Annotated in this window: 15 protein-coding genes; 9 read left to right on the top strand and 6 right to left on the bottom strand. The window is 72.3% G+C overall.

Annotation, left to right across the window (positions count from 1 at the left end; genetic code table 11):
• Positions 1–7: 7 nt before the first annotated feature.
• Both hisN and ACFZDI_RS02355 read right to left on the bottom strand, forming a co-directional pair.
• Entirely contained in the window at positions 8–808 is an 801-nt protein-coding gene (gene hisN, locus ACFZDI_RS02360; protein ID WP_234845821.1) for a histidinol-phosphatase, read from the bottom strand.
• Between the two features lie 95 nt (positions 809–903).
• The gene (locus ACFZDI_RS02355; protein ID WP_234850995.1) at positions 904–1,791 is read right to left on the bottom strand and encodes a GbsR/MarR family transcriptional regulator; all 888 of its coding nucleotides are present in this window, start codon (positions 1,789–1,791) and stop codon (positions 904–906) included.
• A 232-nt stretch (positions 1,792–2,023) separates the two neighbouring features.
• Between ACFZDI_RS02355 and ACFZDI_RS02350 the strand changes: the two genes are divergently transcribed.
• Entirely contained in the window at positions 2,024–2,698 is a 675-nt protein-coding gene (locus tag ACFZDI_RS02350; protein WP_391247201.1) for a DUF4097 family beta strand repeat-containing protein, read from the top strand.
• Between the two features lie 153 nt (positions 2,699–2,851).
• Complete coding sequence (locus ACFZDI_RS02345) at positions 2,852–3,457, top strand: TetR family transcriptional regulator (RefSeq protein WP_391247199.1); 606 nt, start codon at positions 2,852–2,854, stop codon at positions 3,455–3,457.
• A 7-nt stretch (positions 3,458–3,464) separates the two neighbouring features.
• Here the strand turns inward: ACFZDI_RS02345 and ACFZDI_RS02340 are convergent, their stop codons facing one another.
• The 4 genes from ACFZDI_RS02340 to ACFZDI_RS02325 all read right to left on the bottom strand — a co-directional run bounded on the left by ACFZDI_RS02340 (position 3,465) and on the right by ACFZDI_RS02325 (position 7,100).
• The gene (locus ACFZDI_RS02340) at positions 3,465–3,788 is read right to left on the bottom strand and encodes a multidrug efflux SMR transporter (RefSeq protein ID WP_234849263.1); all 324 of its coding nucleotides are present in this window, start codon (positions 3,786–3,788) and stop codon (positions 3,465–3,467) included.
• 137 nt (positions 3,789–3,925) lie between these two features.
• Positions 3,926–4,936, bottom strand: a complete 1,011-nt coding sequence (rsgA, locus tag ACFZDI_RS02335) for a ribosome small subunit-dependent GTPase A (RefSeq protein ID WP_234849264.1) — start codon at positions 4,934–4,936, stop codon at positions 3,926–3,928.
• A 17-nt stretch (positions 4,937–4,953) separates the two neighbouring features.
• Positions 4,954–6,270 carry a 3-phosphoshikimate 1-carboxyvinyltransferase gene (gene aroA / locus ACFZDI_RS02330; protein ID WP_391247196.1) on the bottom strand — a complete coding sequence of 439 codons (1,317 nt, stop codon included), beginning with the start codon at positions 6,268–6,270 and terminating at the stop codon, positions 4,954–4,956.
• 107 nt (positions 6,271–6,377) lie between these two features.
• The gene (locus tag ACFZDI_RS02325; protein WP_234849266.1) at positions 6,378–7,100 is read right to left on the bottom strand and encodes a M50 family metallopeptidase; all 723 of its coding nucleotides are present in this window, start codon (positions 7,098–7,100) and stop codon (positions 6,378–6,380) included.
• Between the two features lie 50 nt (positions 7,101–7,150).
• Between ACFZDI_RS02325 and ACFZDI_RS02320 the strand changes: the two genes are divergently transcribed.
• From ACFZDI_RS02320 to ACFZDI_RS02290, 7 genes are all read left to right on the top strand, one after another.
• Entirely contained in the window at positions 7,151–7,966 is an 816-nt protein-coding gene (locus tag ACFZDI_RS02320) for an SOS response-associated peptidase family protein (protein WP_391247194.1), read from the top strand.
• 1 nt (position 7,967) lies between these two features.
• A complete protein-coding gene (locus tag ACFZDI_RS02315; protein ID WP_391247192.1) occupies positions 7,968–8,624 on the top strand; it encodes an alpha/beta family hydrolase in 657 nt (218 codons plus the stop codon).
• A 256-nt stretch (positions 8,625–8,880) separates the two neighbouring features.
• A complete protein-coding gene (gene sigR, locus ACFZDI_RS02310) occupies positions 8,881–9,567 on the top strand; it encodes an RNA polymerase sigma factor SigR (protein ID WP_234849292.1) in 687 nt (228 codons plus the stop codon).
• On the top strand, positions 9,564–9,875 hold the full coding sequence (gene rsrA, locus ACFZDI_RS02305; RefSeq protein WP_234849268.1) for a mycothiol system anti-sigma-R factor: 312 nt from the start codon (positions 9,564–9,566) through the stop codon (positions 9,873–9,875). Before sigR ends, rsrA begins: the two co-directional genes overlap by 4 nt.
• A gap of 152 nt (positions 9,876–10,027) precedes the next feature.
• The gene (locus ACFZDI_RS02300) at positions 10,028–11,365 is read left to right on the top strand and encodes an HD domain-containing phosphohydrolase (protein ID WP_391247191.1); all 1,338 of its coding nucleotides are present in this window, start codon (positions 10,028–10,030) and stop codon (positions 11,363–11,365) included.
• Positions 11,362–12,606, top strand: a complete 1,245-nt coding sequence (locus ACFZDI_RS02295; protein WP_234849271.1) for an HD domain-containing protein — start codon at positions 11,362–11,364, stop codon at positions 12,604–12,606. Before ACFZDI_RS02300 ends, ACFZDI_RS02295 begins: the two co-directional genes overlap by 4 nt.
• A 117-nt stretch (positions 12,607–12,723) precedes the next feature.
• Complete coding sequence (locus ACFZDI_RS02290; RefSeq protein ID WP_234849293.1) at positions 12,724–13,704, top strand: hypothetical protein; 981 nt, start codon at positions 12,724–12,726, stop codon at positions 13,702–13,704.
• Positions 13,705–13,751: the final 47 nt, after the last annotated feature.

Here is a 13,751-nt window from a genome sequence, read left to right as displayed (position 1 = left end):
GGGGGGCTCAGTAGCGCTGGTTGAGGTATCCCAGCAGCTCATCGTGCAGCAGGCCGTTCGATGCCGCCGCGTTGCCGCTGTGGGGGCCAGGGCGGGCGTCGAGGCCGGTGAAGGTGCCGCCCGCCTCGGTGACGACGATGGCGGGGGCGGCCATGTCCCACAGGGACAGCTCCGGCTCGGCGCACATGTCGACGGAGCCCTCCGCAACCATCATGTACGGCCAGAAGTCGCCGTACGCGCGCGTCCGCCACACCTCGCGGGTCAGGTCCAGGAAGCCGTCCAGCCGCCCCTGCTCCTCCCAGCCGCTGAGCGAGGAGTACGCCAACGACGCGTCGGAGAGCTTGGAGACGCGGGAGACCTGCAGCCGGGTCGCCTTGGTGAGGCTGCGGCCGGAGAACGCGCCGTGGCCCTTCGCCGCCCACCAGCGCCGGCCGAGGGCGGGTGCGGAGACGACCCCGACGACGGGCTGGAAGCCGCCCTCACCGGCCTCCATCAGTGAGATGAGCGTGGCCCACACGGGCACGCCCCGCACGTAGTTCTTGGTGCCGTCGATCGGGTCGATCACCCAGCGGCGGGGGCCGGTGCCCTCGACGCCGTACTCCTCGCCCAGGATCGCGTCTCTGGGGCGGGCACGCTGGAGCTGGCCGCGGATGAGTTCCTCTGCGGCCTTGTCCGCCTCGCTCACCGGAGTCATGTCCGGTTTGGTCTCGACCTTGAGGTCGAGAGCCTTGAACCGGTCCGTCGTCGCGGCGTCGGCGGCGTCGGCGAGGACGTGGGCGAGACGCAGGTCGTCGAGGTAGTCGGGCATGCAACGAACCTATCTGCCGTGGTGGGGGTGGGGCTACCGGGGGTTTGTGACGGTGGGGGAGTGGTTTGGGTGAGGCCCGGCGAGGGGGCGCGGGGTCAGTGATCCGCGCCGGGCTGAGCGATGCCTTGCGAACCGGTGTCGTGCGAACCGGTGTCGTGCGAACCGATGTCGTGCGAAGCGGTGCCCTGTGAACCCGTGCCCCGTGAACCCGTGCCGTGCGAAGCCGTGCGCTGCGCAGTGGTGTCGTGTGAAGCGGTGTCGTGCGCAGCGGCGTTCGACCTGGTGTGCAGGATGTCGCGTGCCTGCTCCGCGGCGCGGGCCGTGCTCTCCGAGACGAAGTCGAGGAAGCGGGCCACGTTCTCGAGGCGGTCCGCGGCCGGTGTGCCGGGGCCCAGCACGCCGACGCCCTGCCGTGCGACCCCGACGACCTGCGTGATGGCGCGTGCGCTGGCCAGCATCGACTGGTACCAGACGTCGTCGTCCACGACATAGCGCTCGCGGCGGCCCTCGCCCGTCTCCCTGCGGACGAAGCCCTGACCGTCGAGAAACGTGATCGCCTTGGAGACGGAGGCAGGGCTGACCTGGAGCCGCTGGGCGAGTTCGGACGCGGTGAGGCTGCCCGAGTCGGTCATGCAGAGGCACGCCATCACCCTGGACATCATCTTGGGCATGCCCGACCCCATGAGGACGGTGGTGAACGTCTCCTCGTACTCGCGCAGGGCCTCGGTGTCCCGCCCGTCGGTCTGCGGGGGTGCCGTCGGGTCCCGGGGAACGGTCCGTCTGCGGCGCTGTGTGCGGCGTTCCGTGGCGCGATGGGCCAGGTCGGCGCGGTATGCCGTGGGGCCGCCGTTGCGCATGACCTCGCGGGTGACCGTCGACGTCGGGCGGTCCAGGCGCCGGGCGATCTCCGCGTAGGCGAGGCCGTCGGCCAGTCCCAGCGCGATCTGCTGGCGTTCCTGCTGGGTGAGTCGGCCTCCCGGCATCGTGGCCTCCTTCGTGGTGCGCGTTGTCCGCACCATAGCGTTCATCGGCAGCTCATTGCAATGAAATGGCTCGTCGTGTTGCGTTCATTCGCTGGGCCGTTGCAATGATTTATGGGGCTTGAGCTGTGCGTATCACAATTCCGTGCAACAAGTTTGTTGCCGATTCCGTGAACGCAACGTAGCTTTTCAATCGTTGGAAACAGCGCACCGCGCGAAACGAATGGAGAGCACGATGCACCAGTTCGCCACCCCCGCCCCGATCTCGGCCGTCCTCGACGTCCCCGCCGGGCGCATCCGGTTCCTCGCCGCCGACCGGGCCGACACCACCGTCGAGGTCCTGCCCGCGGACGCCGCCAACAGCCGCGACGTGAAGGCCGCCGAGCGGATCGAGGTCCGCTACGACGACGGTGTCCTGCGCATCACGGCCCCCGAGGCGAAGAACCGGATGCTCGGCCGGTCCGGGGCCGTCGAGGTCACCGTGCAGCTGCCCGCCGGCTCGCACGTGGCGGGCCGGGCCGCCGCCGGTGACCTGCGCGGCGTCGGACGGCTCGGCGAGGTCGCCTTCGAGGCGGCGCAGGGCGCGGTCAAGCTCGACGAGACCGCCGGCGCCCGGCTGAGCCTGCTCGCCGGCGACATCACCGTCGGCCGCCTGCGCGGCCCGGCGCAGCTCAGTACCCAGCAGGGCGATCTCACCGTCACCGAGGCCACCCGCGGCGCCGTCGCGCTGCGCACCGAGCAGGGCGACATCTGCGTCGGCGCCGCCCGCGGTGTCTCCGCCGCCCTGGACGCCGGTACCGCCTACGGCCGTATCCACAACTCCCTCCACAACACCGACGGCTCCGCCGCCCCTCTGACCATCCACGCCACCACTGCCCAGGGCGACATCACCGCCCGCAGCCTCCAGTAGTCCGACGGGGCACGGGTGGAGGACGGGCACACGCCTCAACGCCCCGCGCTACAAGGCCGAATCGCGCCCCCGGGTGCGCTCGCGAACCCTTGACAGTGGTGACACGCGCGTCAAACCTGGGCGCAGAGCCGCTCGCCCCAAGGGGAGGCGAAGATGCCTGCAGCGCGGGAATCCCTACTGGACGCCGCCTACACGGCGCTGGTGCGCCGGCCGTGGTCCGCCGTCCGGATGGTGGACGTGGCGGCGGCGGCCGGAGTGTCCCGGCAGACGCTGTACAACGAGTTCGGCAGCAAGGACGGTCTCGCAAGGGCGCTCGTGCGCAGAGAGGCCGACGGGTACCTCGCGGGAGTGGAGCGGGCGCTCGCCGGGCACAGCGACCCACGCGACCGGCTCACCGCCACCGCCGAGTGGACCACGTCGGCCGCCCGGGACAACGTCCTCGTACGGGCCATGCTCACCGGCTGCTGGAGTGAACGGCTGCCCGCCCCCGCCCTTTCCGCCGTGCCGTCCTCCTCGGCCGTACCGGCCCAGCGCCGCGCCGACGGGCCGCTGCCCACCCCCGGTGACTTCGTCGCCCTCGTCCGCGACCGCGCCGTCAGTCTCCTGGCCGGACCCGGCACCCCCACGTCCGACTCCGCAGACCTGGCCCGTTCCTGCGAACTCGCCGTCCGGCTCGCCCTGTCGTGCGTGGCCGCGCCGCCCGGTGACGGCGGAGTCGCCGATCTGGTCCGCAGCGCCCTTCAGAGACAGGAGGTTTGACGGGACGTCAGTGTGCCGATCCCGACAACTGCAGCCCGACCACGCCGATGATGACGAGACTGATCGACACGATCTTCAGCGTCGACACCACGTCGCCCAGGAACACCATGCCGTAGACCGCCGTCCCCGCCGCCCCGATGCCGGTCCACACCGCGTAGGCGGGACCCACGTCGAGTCTCCTCAGCGCGAGGGTCAGCAGTCCGAAGCTGCCGAGGGCGAAGATGCAGAAGGCGACCGTGGGCCAGAGCCGGGTGAAGCCGTGCGACAGCTTCAGACACACCGCGAACCCGGTCTCGAGGAACCCGGCCACGATGACCAGCAGCCACGCCATGAGTCGTCCTCCCGTATCCCACGTCCAGTGACCGCTTCATCAGTCTCAGCGTGCTCATCAGGCCTGGCCGGGCTCGCGTCCGGCTTGGGTGCGATTATGCACTTACCGTCCGCACGCCAGGACAAACAACGCGGAGGTCAGTCGCCTTCCTTGCGCTCGCGCGTGGCCAGCAGCCGCCGCAGCGAGTACAGCCGCGCCGGGTCCGCGTGCCCCTCGGCCACCCACGCGTCCAGCGCGCAGTCCGGCTCGTCGTGGCTGCACGCGCGCGGGCAGCCCTCGGTGCCCGGCTCCAGGTCGGGAAAGGCGTGGATGACCCGGGACGGGTCCACGTGGTTGAGTCCGAAGGACCGCACGCCCGGCGTGTCGATGACCCAGCCGTCGTTGTCCGACAGCGGCAGGGCCAGTGCCGAGGTGGTGGTGTGCCGGCCGCGGCCCGTCACCGCGTTCACATGCCCCGTCGAGCGCCGCTGCTCCTGGGGCACCAGAGCGTTCACCAGAGTCGTCTTGCCGACACCGGAGTGCCCGACGAACGCCGTGATCTTGCCGTCGAGCTGCTCCCGCACCCGGTCGACGGCGACACCGCTCTCCAGTTCCGCGCGACTGGTGACGACGTAGGGGATGTCGAGGTCGCCGTACAGCTCCAGCAGCTTCTCGGGCGGTGCGAGGTCCGACTTGGTCAGCACCAGCAGCGGATCCAGACCGCCGTCGTAGGCCGCGACCAGACAGCGGTCGATCAGCCGGGGGCGGGGTTCGGGGTCGGCCAGGGCGGTGACGACGGCCAGCTGGTCGGCGTTGGCGACGACCACCCGCTCGAACGGATCGTCGTCGTCCGCCGTGCGCCGCAGGACCGAGGTCCGCTCCTCGATGCGCACGATCCTCGCCAGTGTGTCCTTCCTGCCCGTCAGGTCGCCCACCAGGGCGACGCGGTCGCCGACCACCGCCGCCTTGCGGCCCAGCTCGCGGGCCTTCATCGCCATGACCACACGGTCCTCGACGAGGCAGGTCAGGCGGCCCCGGTCGACGGTGAGGACGAGGCCCTCGGCGGCGTCCTCGTGCTTGGGGCGGATGTTCGTCCGGGGCCGGGTGTTCCGGCGGCCCGGACGGGTGCGGATGTCGTCCTCGTCGGTGTGCTTGCCGTAGCGGCGCATGACGTGATCCCTGCGTCCTACGCCCCGAGCATCCCGGTCCACAGGTCGGGGAAGTCGGGCAGGGTCTTGGCCGTCGTCGCCACGTTCTCGATCTGTACGCCGTCCACCGCCAGCCCGATGATCGCGCCGGCCGTGGCCATGCGGTGGTCGTCGTAGGTTTGGAACACCCCGCCGTGCAGCCGGCGCGGGCGGATGTGCAGGCCGTCGGCGGTCTCCGTGACGTCGCCGCCGAGTTCGTTGATCTCCTTGGTCAGCGCGGCCAGCCGGTCCGTCTCGTGCAGCCGCAGATGGGCCACGCCGCGCAGCGTCGACGGGGAGTCCGCGAGGGCCGCGACGGCCGCGATGCCCGGGGTCAGCTCCCCGACCTCGCCCAGGTCGACGTCGATGCCGTGGATCGAGCCGGAACCGGTGAACACCAGCCCGTACTCGGTCAGTTCGCAGGAGCCGCCCATCTCGGTGAAGATCTCGCGCAGCCGGTCACCGGGCTGCGTGGTGCGGGCCGGCCAGTCGGGGACGACGACCTTGCCGCCGGTCACCAGCGCAGCCGCCAGGAACGGCTGGGCGTTCGACAGGTCCGGCTCGATGACCAGGTCCCGGCCGAGCAGGGCACCCGGCGACACCCGCCAGACGTTCGGCTCGCCGCCCGACTCGGGCGTGTCCACCTGGGCGCCGACCGAGCGCAGCATGTCGACGGTCATGCGGATGTGCGGCATGGAGGGCAGCGTCGCGCCGGTGTGGCGGACCTCGACGCCCTGGTTGAAGCGCGGGCCGGACAGCAGCAGGGCGCTGACGAACTGCGACGACGAGGAGGCGTCGATGGCGACCGTACCGCCGTCCAGGGCACCGCTGCCGTGCACGGTCATCGGCAGCGCGCCGCGGCTGTCGTCGTCGATCCGGGCGCCGAGCTGACGCAACGCGTCGATGACGCCGTGGAGGGGACGCTCGTAGGAACGCGGGTCGCCGTCGAAGCGGACGGGGCCGTCGGCGAGGGCGGCGACCGGCGGCAGGAACCGCATCACCGTGCCGGCGTTGCCGACATCGACCGTGGCCGGGCCGCGCAGACCCGTGGGGAGCACCCGCCAGGCCTCGCCCGTGCCGTCGGGGCCCACGCCTTCCTCGATCTCGATGCCCATCGCCCGCAGCGCACCGGCCATCAGAAGGGTGTCGCGGGAGCGCAGGGGGCGGCGCAGCCAGCCGGGCTCCGAGGCGAGGGAGGCGAGGATTAGGGCGCGGTTGGTGACCGACTTGGACCCGGGCACGTGGACCGTCGCGTCGACGGCTCCGCTCGCGTGCGGGGCGGGCCAGAGGGCGGTGTCTGCGGTGTTCGGGGCCATGCCTTTACTTTATAAGCAGGGCGTCCCCCTGGTGCGGCGCCGTCGGGGCGGTCACGCCCGCGTGGGGGAGCCGTACGGCGTGGCGGCGCGGCGTCCCGGGCCGGCTGTCACAGGTCCAGCAGCCAGCGTCCTCCGCCGATCAGCGAGCACAGCGACACCGCGTGGAAGAGGAAGAACCACAGCCCCGCCGGTACGTGCGTCAGCCGCGACAGCTGGTCCGCGTCCGAGTCCCCGGCCCCGCCCCGGGCCCGCTTCGCCTGGAGTTCGAAGGCCGGGCGGACCCCGCCGATGAGCAGGAACCACACCACGGCGTACGCGAACGCCGCCTGCACCTGGGGACCCGCCAGCCAGGACACCAGCACGAACAGGCCGCCGGTGACGAGCATGGTCAGGGCGCCGTAGGCGTTGCGGATCATCACGAGCATGGCGAGCAGCAGGGCCGTCGCCAGCCACAGCAGCAGCGTGATGCGGCCGGAGCCGAGCAGGGCCGCGCCGCCGAGACCCAGCAGCGGCGGGGCGGTGTAGCCGGCGGCCGCGGTGAGGATCATGCCGATGCCGTGCGGCTTGCCGCGGCTGACGGTCAGGCCGCTGGTGTCCGAGTGCAGGCGTATGCCCGTCAGGGTGCGGCCCGTGAGCAGGGCCACGAGCCCGTGGCCGCCCTCGTGGGCGATGGTGATGGCGTTGCGGGAGATGCGCCACAGGCCGTGCGGGACCACCACGGCGAGCGCGGCGCCCAGGGTCGCGATCACCACCCACAGGTCGGGGTCGGGCTGCGTACCGGAGACCTCGTCCCAGAGGGAGGCGAGCGAGGCGGTTGCGGTGCTGTCCATGTGCGGCGTTGGCTCCCTGCGGTCGGATGGAATCTGGCAGTGTGGCACGTATGTGCGGACGGTATTCAGCGAGTCGTAGGCCAGAGGATCTCGCAGGAATCTTTGAGATCGAGAAGTGGGAGCCCGAGGAGACCCTCGAGCCGGACTACAACGTGGCGCCCACCAAAGAGGTCTACGCCGTCCTGGACCGCCCCCTGAAAGACGCCGACGACCCGCGGCCGGTTCGGCAGCTGCGCACGCTGAAGTGGGGGCTCGTCCCGTCCTGGTCGAAGACCCCCGAGGGCGGCGCCCGGATGATCAACGCCCGCGCGGAGACCGTCCACGAGAAGCCGTCCTACCGCCGCGCCTTCTCCTCCCGGCGCTGCATCCTGCCCGCCGACGGCTACTACGAGTGGGTCACCGGCACCCAGGAGCGCGAGCTGGAGGTCGAGGGCAAGAAGAAGCGGCCCCGCAAGCAGCCGTACTTCGTGACGCCGGCGGACGGATCGGTCTTCGCAATGGCCGGGCTCTACGAGTTCTGGCGCGACAAGACCCTGCCGGACGACCACCCGCAGGCCTGGTGGGTGACGTGCTCGGTCATCACCACGGAGGCCGAGCAGAGCCCCCTCGCGGTGTCGCCGACCGACGGGCCCCGGGCGCTCGCCGACATCCACCCCCGGATGCCGCTGATGCTGACGCCCGACCGCTGGGACGCGTGGCTCGACCCGTCCCGCACGGACACCGACGAGCTGCGCGAGCTGCTCGCCCCGCCGCCCGGCGGGCTGATGCGCGCCTATCCGGTCGCCACCGCCGTCAGCAACGTCCGCAACAACGGGCCGGAGCTGCTGAAGGAGCTGGAAGGGCCCGAAGAGGGCACACTCTTCTGACGTGACGCATGTGACGAAGACGGCAGGCACGACCACCGAGACCGTCGAGACCGGCGCCGGCACCGCCCGCATCACCTGGCACGCGGCGAAGAAGGCCCGGCTGGTCCTCGCCGTCAGCCACGGCGCCGGCGGCGGCATCGAGGCCCGTGACCTGAAGGCTCTGGCCGAGGTGCTGCCCGCCCACGGCGTGACCGTCGCCCGGGTGGAGCAGCCCTGGCGGGTGGCCGGGAAGAAGCTGGCGCCCGCGCCGAAGACGCTGGACACCGGCTGGCGGGGCATCTGGCCCGCCCTGGCGAGGCCCGGGCTGCCGGTCGTCTCCGGCGGGCGCAGTGCCGGGGCCCGGGTGGCCTGCCGCACCGCGACCGAGCTGGGCGCCCACGCCGTGCTCGCGCTCAGCTTCCCGCTCCACCCGCCGGGCAAGCCGGACAAGTCCCGCGCCGACGAGCTGCTGGGCTCGGGGGTGCCCACCCTGGTCGTGCAGGGCGGCAACGACCCGTTCGGCAAGCCGGAGGAGTTCCCCGCCGGGGAGTACCGGCTCGTGGAGGTCCCGTACGGGGATCATGGCTTCGCCGTGCCGAAACGTGCGGAGCTCTCGCAGGACGAGGCAGTGGCGGTCATCACGGACGCGGTCGTGGAGTGGGCCCGGACGCTCGGGTAAAGCTTCGGGAATGCCGGGGCGGCGGTCACTGTTGTGCGGGACGTACGTGCTGGAGACCAGCACCGACGTCGTAGAAGAGGGAGTCCGCCGCATGGGTTCGACCATCTGCCCGGCCCGCAGCAGCCGTGCCGACCTGGACTGGACGGTGCTGCACGCGGCCAGGACCGCCCCTATTCGGGCGGCGGGCGGGCCGGATCGTCGTCTATCCTCCGATTCGGGTGAGACCGGTCTCGGTCTCACGAGAACACTCGAGGAGGTGGGTCCGGTCACTGGGACCGACGCAGGGACCGACAACGGCCACGCGGAGCAGCCCGAGGGCCAGGGCGGCACGGGCGCGGAGACGGCCGCGGAGCGCAGCGCGCGCTTCGAGCGGGACGCGCTCGAGTTCCTCGACCAGATGTACTCGGCCGCGCTGCGCATGACGCGCAACCCGGCCGACGCCGAGGACCTGGTGCAGGAGACGTACGCCAAGGCGTACGCGTCCTTCCACCAGTTCCGTGAGGGCACCAACCTCAAGGCGTGGCTGTACCGGATCCTCACCAACACCTTCATCAACTCCTACCGCAAGAAGCAGCGCGAACCCCAGCGCTCCGCGGCCGAGGAGATCGAGGACTGGCAGCTCGCCCGCGCCGAGTCGCACATGTCGACGGGCTTGCGCTCCGCGGAGTCGCAGGCGCTCGACCACCTGCCCGACTCGGACGTGAAGGAGGCCCTCCAGGCGATCCCCGAGGAGTTCCGCATCGCCGTCTATCTCGCGGACGTCGAGGGGTTTGCCTACAAGGAGATCGCCGACATCATGGGGACACCCATCGGTACGGTGATGTCCCGGCTGCACCGGGGCCGTCGTCAGCTGCGCGGCATGCTGGAGGACTACGCCCGTGACCGCGGAATGGTGCCGGCCGGTGCCGGAGAGTCGAACGAAGCGAAAGGCTCGGGGTCATGAGCTGCGGAGAGCCGCACGAGACGGATTGCAGCGAAATCCTCGATCATCTCTACGAGTTCCTCGACCGTGAGATGCCCGACTCGGACTGCGTGAAGTTCGAGCACCACTTCGAGGAGTGCTCGCCCTGCCTCGAGAAGTACGGCCTCGAGCAGGCCGTGAAGAAGCTGGTCAAGCGCTGCTGCGGGCACGACGACGTGCCGGGCGACCTGCGGGACAAGGTCATGGGCCGGATCGAGCTGATCCGCTCCGGCCAGGCCGTCCCCGAGCAGGACGTCACGGCCTCGCCCGCCACGCCGCGGGAGTCCTGACACTCCTGCGCTTTTCAACTACCCCACCCCTGCACGGGTAGTCGCCCTCGAACACGTCACTCGAACGTGCTAATCCGCGGGCGATGGACCCGCCGACCCCCTGCCGCCGCCCTAGGCTCCGGGCCTGACGGACATGGCCGGGGGAGGGGCGCATGGAAGCGGTACCGGCACGGGCACGTGTCTTCATCGCCTGTGCCGCCACGGCCGCACTGCTCTGCCTGCTGCCGCAGCCGGGTGTCCGCACGCCCTGGTGGGCGGTCGTGCTGCTCGCCGGGCTGTACGCGGGATGCGAGCGCGTCGCCCGGTCCCGCTTCGCCGGGACCACCCATCCCGCCGGGACGTTCCATCCCGTGCTGCTCGCCGGTGCCTTCCTCCTGCCGGCGCACGCCGCCGCGCTGGTGGCGGTGCCCGGCGCGCTGCTGTCGCACGTCGCCCAGCGGCCCGTGGCGCTGCGGCGCGTCTGGCGGACCGCCCAGCTCGCCCTCGGGGTGTGGGTGGCGGCGCAGGCGCACGCGCTGCTCGGCGGCCGCGAGGCGGTCGCCGCGGGCGACGTCCCCTACGCGCTCGGACCCGCCGGAGCGGCCGTGCTGGCGTTCTGCCTGGTGCTCGCACTGCTCGACGGCGCCATCCTGGCCCTGGCGGAACGGGTGCCGGTACGGCGGGCCTGGCGGGGGCTGATGGAGCGCTCGCTCGCGCCGATCGCCGTGCACGGCCTCGCCGGACTGATGATGGCCGTCCTGTGGCGCAGTCCCTACGGGCCGGTCGCCGCGCTGCTCGTGCTGCTGCCCATGTGCGTCTCGTGGTGGGCGTTCGCCCAGTACCACCGGGAACGCGCCGCCCACCAGGCGACCATCCGGGCCCTGGTGCAGGCCGTCGACATCAAGGACGGGTACACCCGGGGGCACAGCGAGCGCGTCGGGCAGGCCTCGATGATGATCGCCCGCGAGCTGGGCATGCCCGACGAGCGCGTCGAGGTGCTCCGCTTCGCCGGGATCCTGCACGACGTCGGCAAGCTCGGCGTGCCCACCCGGCTGCTCAGGAAGGACGGGCCGCTGACACCCGAGGAGCGGCGGGTGATCGAGCTGCACCCCGAGTACGGGCACGAGATGGTGCGCGGCATCGGCTTCCTCGGCGAGGCCCGGGCCGCCGTGCTGCACCACCACGAGCGGCTGGACGGCAGCGGCTACCCCTACGGCCTGGTGGGCCGTCAGATCCCCGAGTCCGCACGGGTCGTGGCGGTCGCGGACGCCTTCGACGCCATGACCTCCACCCGCAGCTACAGCAGGGCACGGCCGGTCGCCGTCGCCCTGGCGGAGCTGGAGCGGTGCGCGGGCAGCCAGTTCGACCCCGTGATGGTCGCCGCGCTCGTCGAGGCCGTCGGACGGACGGGGTGGCATCCCGCGGTGACCGCCGACGACGAGGAGACCCGCCCGACGCGCGTGCCGCCGCCCGGAGCACCTGTGGCGGGCCGCCCGGGAGCACACCGATGAGCGCGTACCGGCCGTCGCTCCTCACCCTCGTCCACGCCTGCGCCGCCCTCTTCGCCGCCGGGTCCCTGGCCGTCACTCTCGAACACGGCCTCGAGGAACGCCGGGTCGCCCTCGCCTTCGGCGTCCTCGTCGCCGTCGGCGAACTCACCCGGCGCAACGGCACCCGGGTCAGGGAACCCGCACCGCTCGGGGCCGCGGCGGCCCTGTCGTACGCCCTGCTCGGAGAGGCCGGCGGGCACGCCACCCACCACGGGCCCGCGCAGGCGGTCGCCGTCGTGCTGGCCGCCTCGCTGCTCGGCAGCGTCCCGCACGTGGCACGCGGGCAGGGGCCCACACTCGACCACCTGGCCCGCCGCGTGCTCACCGTCGGGTGCGTCGCCGTGTGCTTCCAGCCCCCCTACAACCGGGGCATGTTCGACGACTGGGGCGGCCCCGCCTACGCCCTGCTGCTGCTCGCACTGCTGTCGCTGACCGCGCTGTGCGACGCGGTGCTCGCCGCCGCCCTCGCCCACACCCGCACCGGCTGGCCCTTCGGGCCCGTGCTGCGCGACGAGCTGCGGGCCGCGTGCGGCATCGGGTCGGCCGTCATCGCCACCGGGGCGGTGATGGCCCTCGCGGTCGCCGTCGTGGGCCTGTGGGCGCTGCCCGTGTTCTCCGTGCCGCTGCTGCTCGCCCAGCTGTCCTTCCGCCGGTACGCCGCCGTCCGGTCGACCTACCGGCAGACCATCGCCTCCCTCGCCCGGGCCACCGAGGTCGCCGGCTACACCCCGTGCGGCCACGCCTGGCGGGTCGCCGCGGTCAGCAAGGCGGTGGGTCGGGACCTCGGGCTGACCGGGCCCGAACTGACCGTGCTGGAGTACGCCGCGCTGATGCACGACATCGGGCAGCTCAGCCTCGTCGACCCGGTGCCCGCGGGCGCCACCGCCGCCCTGCCCGCCGCGGAACAGCGGCGGATCGCCCTGCTCGGCGGGGCCGTCGTACGGCAGACGGGCGTCGACGAGGCGGTGGCCGTGGTCGTGGAGCGGCAGGCCGACCCCTACCCCGAGCAGCCCCTCGCCGCGCGAATCGTCCGGGCCGTGAACGCGTACGAGGAGAAGTCCAGGGAAGGAGGGCCCGGCGGGCCGCTGACGGCGCTGGAGGAACTCCGGCTCGCCACCGCCGGGACGTACGCCCCGGAGGTGGTGGAATCACTGGCCCGGGTACTGGCAAGGAGCAGTCTGACGCTGCCTGTAGCTGGGTAACCCATGGGTAATGAGCGCCCCCGAGGCCGTACGTGGTTGGATGCGAAGGAGAAGGTGTCCGGGGGCTCGAAACACAGCTACGGCCAGCCCACCGCACGGAACTGGCAGGCGGGAATCGTGAGGATCTTCGGCAAGGGACGGCACCGGCCCTCCGCCTCCTGGCGGCAGGCCACGGACCGGGCGTTCACCCTCATCGGCGACGGCCGGTACGAGGACGCAGGCGCACTGTTGACACGTGCCGCCGATCTGGAGCCCTGGCTTTCCGAGTCCTGGTTCAATCTCGCGCTGCTGCACAAGTTCCGGCACGACTGGGAGCAGGCGCGGGCGGCGGGCCTGCGGGCCGTGGCGCTGCTCGACCGGGACACCGGTGCGCCCGACTGGTGGAACGTCGGCATCGCCGCCACCGCGCTCCAGGACTGGCCGCTGGCCCGGCGCGCCTGGCAGGCCTACGGGCTGCGGGTGCCGGGAGCGGCCAACGACTCCGGTGAGCCCCTCGGCATGGACCTCGGCAGCGCGGCCGTACGGCTGTCCCCGGAGGGGGAGGCCGAGGTCGTGTGGGGGCGGCGGCTGGATCCGGCGCGGGTCGAGGTGCTGTCCATTCCGCTGCCGTCGTCGGGGCGGCGCTGGGGCGAGGTCGTCCTGCACGACGGCGTGCCGCACGGGGAGCGGACCACGGCCGCCGGGCATACGTACCCGGTGTTCGACGAGATCGAGCTGTGGGCGCCCTCGCCGGTGCCGACGTGGGTGGTGCTGCTGGAGGCGGCGACCGAGTCGGACCGGGACGCGCTGGAGCAGCTGGCGGCGGACGCCGGGTTCGCGGCGGAGGACTGGTCCTCCTCGGTACGGCTGCTGTGCCGGATGTGCTCGGAGTCACGGATGCCGTCGGACGAGGGCGACGGGGAGCATCTCGACCCGCACGATCACAGTGAGCCGGGGCATCCCGGGCCGCTGGGGCACCGGACGGACGGGCAGCTGTGGGTTCCCGAGCGGGAGTGCGGGCTGGCTGCGCCGGCCTCGCTGGTCCGGGGGCTGCTGGACGGGTGGGTGGCCGACAGCCCGGACTCTCGTGACTGGCGGGACCTGGAAGAGGTGTGCTAAGTCGTCCGACGGGTGCGGCGCCGTGGGGCTGATCGCGCAGTTCCCCG

The organism is Streptomyces sp. NPDC007907 (assembly GCF_042959365.1).
Classification (GTDB): domain Bacteria; phylum Actinomycetota; class Actinomycetes; order Streptomycetales; family Streptomycetaceae; genus Streptomyces; species Streptomyces indiaensis.
Note: the sequence above shows the minus strand (reverse complement) of the source record. Positions and strands in the feature narration are given on the sequence as shown.